This window comes from Devosia geojensis, from assembly GCF_000969415.1.
Taxonomy (GTDB): Bacteria; Pseudomonadota; Alphaproteobacteria; order Rhizobiales; family Devosiaceae; genus Devosia; species Devosia geojensis.
The window spans coordinates 1-4,981 of record NZ_JZEX01000159.1; the positions used below are offsets into that span (position 1 = coordinate 1).

A 4,981-nucleotide genomic window follows, 5' to 3' on the forward strand; every position below is an offset into this window, starting at 1 on the left:
GGGAACGAGGGTGGGGGTCGTTGTGTGCGTCACCGACGGACCCCCACCCCCAGCCCCTCCCCTCAAGGGGGAGGGGAGCCAGCTTCCGCCGGCTCGAACACCCCGTCATGCGGGCGCACCAGCCGGATCGGCACGGGCCGGTTCTGGTCGCGCAGAGTCGCGCCCTCGCCGGGGGTCGCGCCGATCTTGCCGATGAGCGCCCAGGCGCTGCCGCGCTCGCCGGGGAGGGGCCCCAGCACCACGCCGATGGCGTAGGCGGGATTGGCCTGGTCGGAATTGATGAAGATCAGCGAGCCCGTCTCCAACCGCCGGCGCTCCAGCGACTGCACCAGCCAGACGGTGGTGTTGGGGCCGTAGCGATTGGCGAGGTAATCGGGCACCAGGTGCGGCGGAGCCTCTTCTGGCGAATGGACGATGTCCGCCGGCTCGAACGCTTCGCCCGCGCCCAATGCACGTTCGCGCGCCACGTCGCCGGCGATGGCGGGCGGAATGGCCTCGAGGTCGACGCCGGCGGCGACGTCCGCGATGCCGAGGACCCGCGGCTGGTCGGCAAGGCGGAGGGTTTTCGGCCGTCGGGAAGGGCGCAGCCGGGCGAGAAGGCCGGGCTCGGACGCCTGCGGGCGCGCGGCAAGGCTGGCGCCGCCGTCGAGATAGGCGAGGGGCGCGGCCCCGCTTTCGCGCCGGGCGATGGGGACGGCGGCGTCCGGCGTCTCATAGGCGGGGTCGATCATCGTCTCGCGAGGGGAATCGTGCGGCTCGCCGAGAAGCCGGGCAACGGCATGCCGGCCGCTGTCGAGGCAGGCCTGCGTACCGAGATATCCGGCGGCGGCGCCGGCGAGGACGATATGCGTTGGACCTTCGCCGGCAACGAGCCGGCCCGCCTGCCAATGGCTGCGCCCGCCGCCCATGTGCCAGAGTGTCAGCTCGGGCTGCCAGCCGCCGCAGACGATGAACCGGTCGACGACGAGCGGCTCCTCCTCCTTCTCGTAGCTCTCGATGGAGACCGCCGTGCGCACGGCAAGGGCGGCGGCGCCGGGTGCGCGAGCGGCCGAAAGCGGCACCACGCCGCCCGCCATGGTGATGCCGTAGGCCTTGCAGAACTCGAGGAAGCGCGACTGCGGCGCCGGTCTGCGGTCGAGGATGCGGGGCACGGCAATGCCCGCGTCCGCCGCGAGCATGGCGAGACGGTAGGCGGCGTTGGAGACGGTGGCGACCGCCGCCGAGCGGCCGGGCCACACGCCGTAGGCGTGAGCGAGATGGAAGGCCTCGGCGGTGCCGACGACGCCGGGCAGCCGGTTTCCGGCAAAGAGCGGCAGCCGCTCGACGGCGCCGGTGGCGACCACGATGTGCCTGGCTTCAAGAACCGTGACGGTGGACTTCGGACGTCTGCCGTCGAGGGTGACGCTTTCGATCTGCACATGATGGCCATTGATCGCGACGGCCTCGCTCGCGACGTGCGCAGAGATATCGGGAAGGGAGACGATCTCCCGTTTCAGCCGCGAAATGGCGTCCTCGGGCGCTTCCTCCCCTTCGGTGCGCCCGAACAGCAGGGCGTCGCCGCCGAGCATCGGGCGGCGCTCGACGAGGGCGACGGAAAGGCCGCCGCGCGCCGCCGCGACCGCCGCCTCCATTCCCGCGATACCCCCGCCGACCACCACCATATCGACCGCTCTGGCTTCGGCGGAATCCGTGGCTGCGTTGGGCGGCACCGGGGCGGCGTCGAGCCTGATGCCCAGCGAGCGGGGCGCCCGTCCCAGCATCCGCCCTGCCCGGGCAAGGGCGGAACGGCCGGAGGCGCCGGCGGGCAGGGTGACGAGATCGAGCCCGTCGGCTGCGGCGAGGCGCGCCATCGCAACGGCATGATCGGGAGCGTCGACCGGCGCGACGAGCGGCGCAAAGCGCAGCGAGAGGGCGAGGGGGTGTCCCTCGTGGATGCCATAGGTATCGAGGCCATTGGCAATGGCGGCGCTCAGCACCGTATCGCCAGCAAAACCCTCGATTGGGTGGCCGTTGAGGCGCATGCGCAGCGGGCGCGTCCGGTCGAGGGCGTGGCCGGCGAACGCGTGGCGGGGGTCGAGCTCGAGGCGATTGGGCTGGCCCTTCACGCGACGGCCTCCGCCGGGCGCATGGCGCCGAACTCGCCGACCGGGGATGGTTCGAGCGGGCGCGAGAAGCCGCGCGCGCCGAAATAGGCGTCCTCGGCCCCGCTTGCCGCGCCGACCAGCCAGCGCGCGATGGCGGGGGCGAGGAACGCGCCGGTTGTCCCCAATCCGGCCAGCACGACGCCGCCGCTGCCGGCGGACCGCCCGAGGACCGGCGCGCCGTCCCGCGTCACCAGCCGGCGGAACCCGACATGGCCGGCGAGCCGTACCGGCCGCGGGCGCTTGAGGAGCGCCGCGACCGCCGAAGCGGTGCCGGCCGTGCCGGCCGAGGCGACGGCCGTGATCGCCTGCGACGGCAATTGCAGCAATTGCGCCTCGCGGTCGACATCGAGCAGCACGGGAGAGGCGAGGGGCGGCGCGGGTTCGGTGAGGATCGCGGTGGCCGGAACGGCATAGAGCAGGGCGCCGAGCGTGCCGGCGGCATGGGCGAGGATCGCGGCATCGTCGGCGAGCACCGCCATTCCGGCCTCGAGCCGGATGTCGCCGACCTCAACGCGCGCCGTGCCGTCGTCGAGGACTTCGCTTGCGGCAAGACGCGGCGGCACCATGGCGACGTCGAGCCGTGCGAGCCAGGCATCGAGCAGCGGCTCGGCCTCGGCGCGGAGGATCAGCGCCGTGTCGCGCAAGATCAAACCTTCGCGATTCGCGCCGGCGATCTCGGAGGGCACGGCCTGCGCGTCGTGGCCGAAGCCGGCGGCCATGTGGCGCACATGCGCGAGCGCCTGCCGGCCATGCGGCGTGGCGCTGACGAACAGCGGATCGAGCCGCTGGATGGCGGAGCGCGCGCCGAGGCGGGTGAGATGGCGCAACGTTTCCGGCACGGTGTCGGAGAGAATCGCCCAGGTTTCCGGGCGCGTTGCCGGGGCGGCCGAAAGGTCGAGCCCGCGCGCCAGGCGATAGGCCGCGCTCGATTCGCCGACGAGCGCCACGCGCCGGTCGTGCGCCTGAGCCAGGAGCCCGGCGACGAGCCGCGCCAGTGGCGTCCCGCCGAAAACCGCGATGTCGACCTGCCGGACTTCCATCAGCCTTCGCGCTTGCCCGCTGCAACCTGTGGCAATGCGTCCCCCTCACCCCAACGGGTTTTTGTGGTTTTTAGACATAATCCGCCATTAGATGCGCCCCGTCCATGGCGCCGTGGCGCAAACCGTTGGGAATTCATGGTCTTCTGGTCGACTGCCCTGCTGCTGACGTTGATCGCCTGCGCCGCGCTCTACTATGCGTCGGCCGGGCGCCGGGTCAACGCGGGCGCGGTCCCGGAAGACAGCGATGCGCATTTCCGCCGCATGCTGGCGGGGATCGACGCTGATTTCGGCGCCGGCAAGCTCGGCGAGGCCGAGGCGACGGCCGCCAAGGCGGAGCTTGCCCGCGAGATGCTGCGCCAGAAGGCCGAAGGCGGACCTTCCGCCGCAAAGCCGTTGGGACGGGGGCCGATCGCGCTCGGCGTGCTGCTGGTCGCCGGACTGACGCTGGGACTTTATGTGCTGCTCGGCCGTCCGGACCTGCCCGGCGCGCCGCTTGCCGACCGCCCGGAGATCGCCGCGCGCGACATGGACCTCGACGCCGCCATCGGGCAGATCGAGACGCGGCTCGCCGCCGCGCCCGACGACCTGCGCGGCTGGACCGTCGTCGCGCCCGCCTACATGGAACTGCAGCGCTATGCCGATGCCGAGCGCGCCTTCCGCCGCATCATCGAGCTCGCCGGTCCCGATGCCGAGCGCGAGACCGATCTTGCCGAGGCGCTGATGATGCAGAGGGGCGGCGATGCCGAGGGCGAGCCGATGGAGCTCCTGCGCAGCGCCGCCGGGCGCGACCCGGCCCATATCCGCTCGCGCTTCTACATCGCGGGCGAGCTGACCCGCGCCGGCGACTATCCGGCGGCTGCGGAAGCATGGCAGGACCTCATCGACCTGGCGGAGGGAGATGAGCCCTGGCTCGCCACCGCCCGGCGCGGACTGGAATTCGCGCAGGCCGAGGGTGTCGCCGGAGAGCCTGACGCCGCCGCCGAGCAGGAGGCGATCCGCGGCATGGTCGCGGGGCTGGCGGCCCGGCTCGAAGAACAGGGCGGCAGCATCGAGGAGTGGACGCAGCTTGTGCGCGCCTATCTGGTGCTGGAAGATAGGGACGCGGCGCAGGCGGCCTATGACAATGCTGTCGCCGCATACCCCCGCGCGTTCGATCGCGGCGATCTCGACACCATCGCGCTCGATGCGGGACTGACACTCAACGGAGGCGGGCAATGAGTTCGCACGGCCTGCCGGCACGGCGCGGCTGGAGCCGCAAGCAGAAGCGACTGGCGATGATCGCCGGGCTCGGCCTCGTTCTGGCGCTGGCGACAACGCTGGTGCTGGTCGCGCTGCGCGACCAGATCGTCTTCTTCTATACCCCCGCCGACATCATCGAGCGCGGCGTCGAGCCCGGCCAGCCCATCCGCCTCGGCGGATTGGTCAAGGAGGGCTCCTGGACGCGCCAGGGCGAGCGCAACAGCTTCGTCGTCACCGACAACGGGGCCGACATCGCGGCGACCTTCACCGGCATCCTGCCCGATCTGTTCCGCGAGGGGCAGGGCGTGGTGGCCGAGGGGAGCCTCCTGCCCGACGGGTCGTTCAGCGCCACCAATGTGCTGGCCAAGCACGACGAGACCTATATCCCCAAGGAAATCGCCGACGCCCTCAAGGAACGTGGCGAGTGGCGGCCGGGCGAAGCGCTGCCGGAGGGGCAGTGATGGTGGCGGACGGCACGATCGCCCCCCTCCCCCTTGAGGGGAGGGGCCGGGGGTGGGGGTCCATCGGTGGTCAACACAACGACCCCCACCCTCATTC

Annotated in this window: 4 protein-coding genes; 2 read left to right on the forward strand and 2 right to left on the reverse strand. The window is 72.0% G+C overall.

Going from position 1 to position 4,981, the window contains the following annotated elements; genetic code table 11:
* Nucleotides 1-62: 62 nt before the first annotated feature.
* On the reverse strand, nt 63-2,105 hold the full coding sequence (locus tag VE25_RS18690; protein ID WP_046110186.1) for an FAD-dependent oxidoreductase: 2,043 nt from the start codon (nt 2,103-2,105) through the stop codon (nt 63-65).
* Entirely contained in the window at nt 2,102-3,184 is a 1,083-nt protein-coding gene (locus VE25_RS22790; RefSeq protein ID WP_046110187.1) for a hypothetical protein, read from the reverse strand. The genes VE25_RS18690 and VE25_RS22790 overlap by 4 nt, the downstream gene beginning before the upstream one ends.
* 135 nt (nt 3,185-3,319) lie before the next feature.
* Between VE25_RS22790 and ccmI the strand changes: the two genes are divergently transcribed.
* Nucleotides 3,320-4,402, forward strand: coding sequence for a c-type cytochrome biogenesis protein CcmI (gene ccmI, locus VE25_RS22795; RefSeq protein WP_046110188.1), 1,083 nt, complete (start codon nt 3,320-3,322; stop codon nt 4,400-4,402).
* Nucleotides 4,399-4,884, forward strand: coding sequence for a cytochrome c maturation protein CcmE (ccmE, locus tag VE25_RS18705; protein WP_046110189.1), 486 nt, complete (start codon nt 4,399-4,401; stop codon nt 4,882-4,884). The genes ccmI and ccmE overlap by 4 nt, the downstream gene beginning before the upstream one ends.
* Nucleotides 4,885-4,981: the final 97 nt, after the last annotated feature.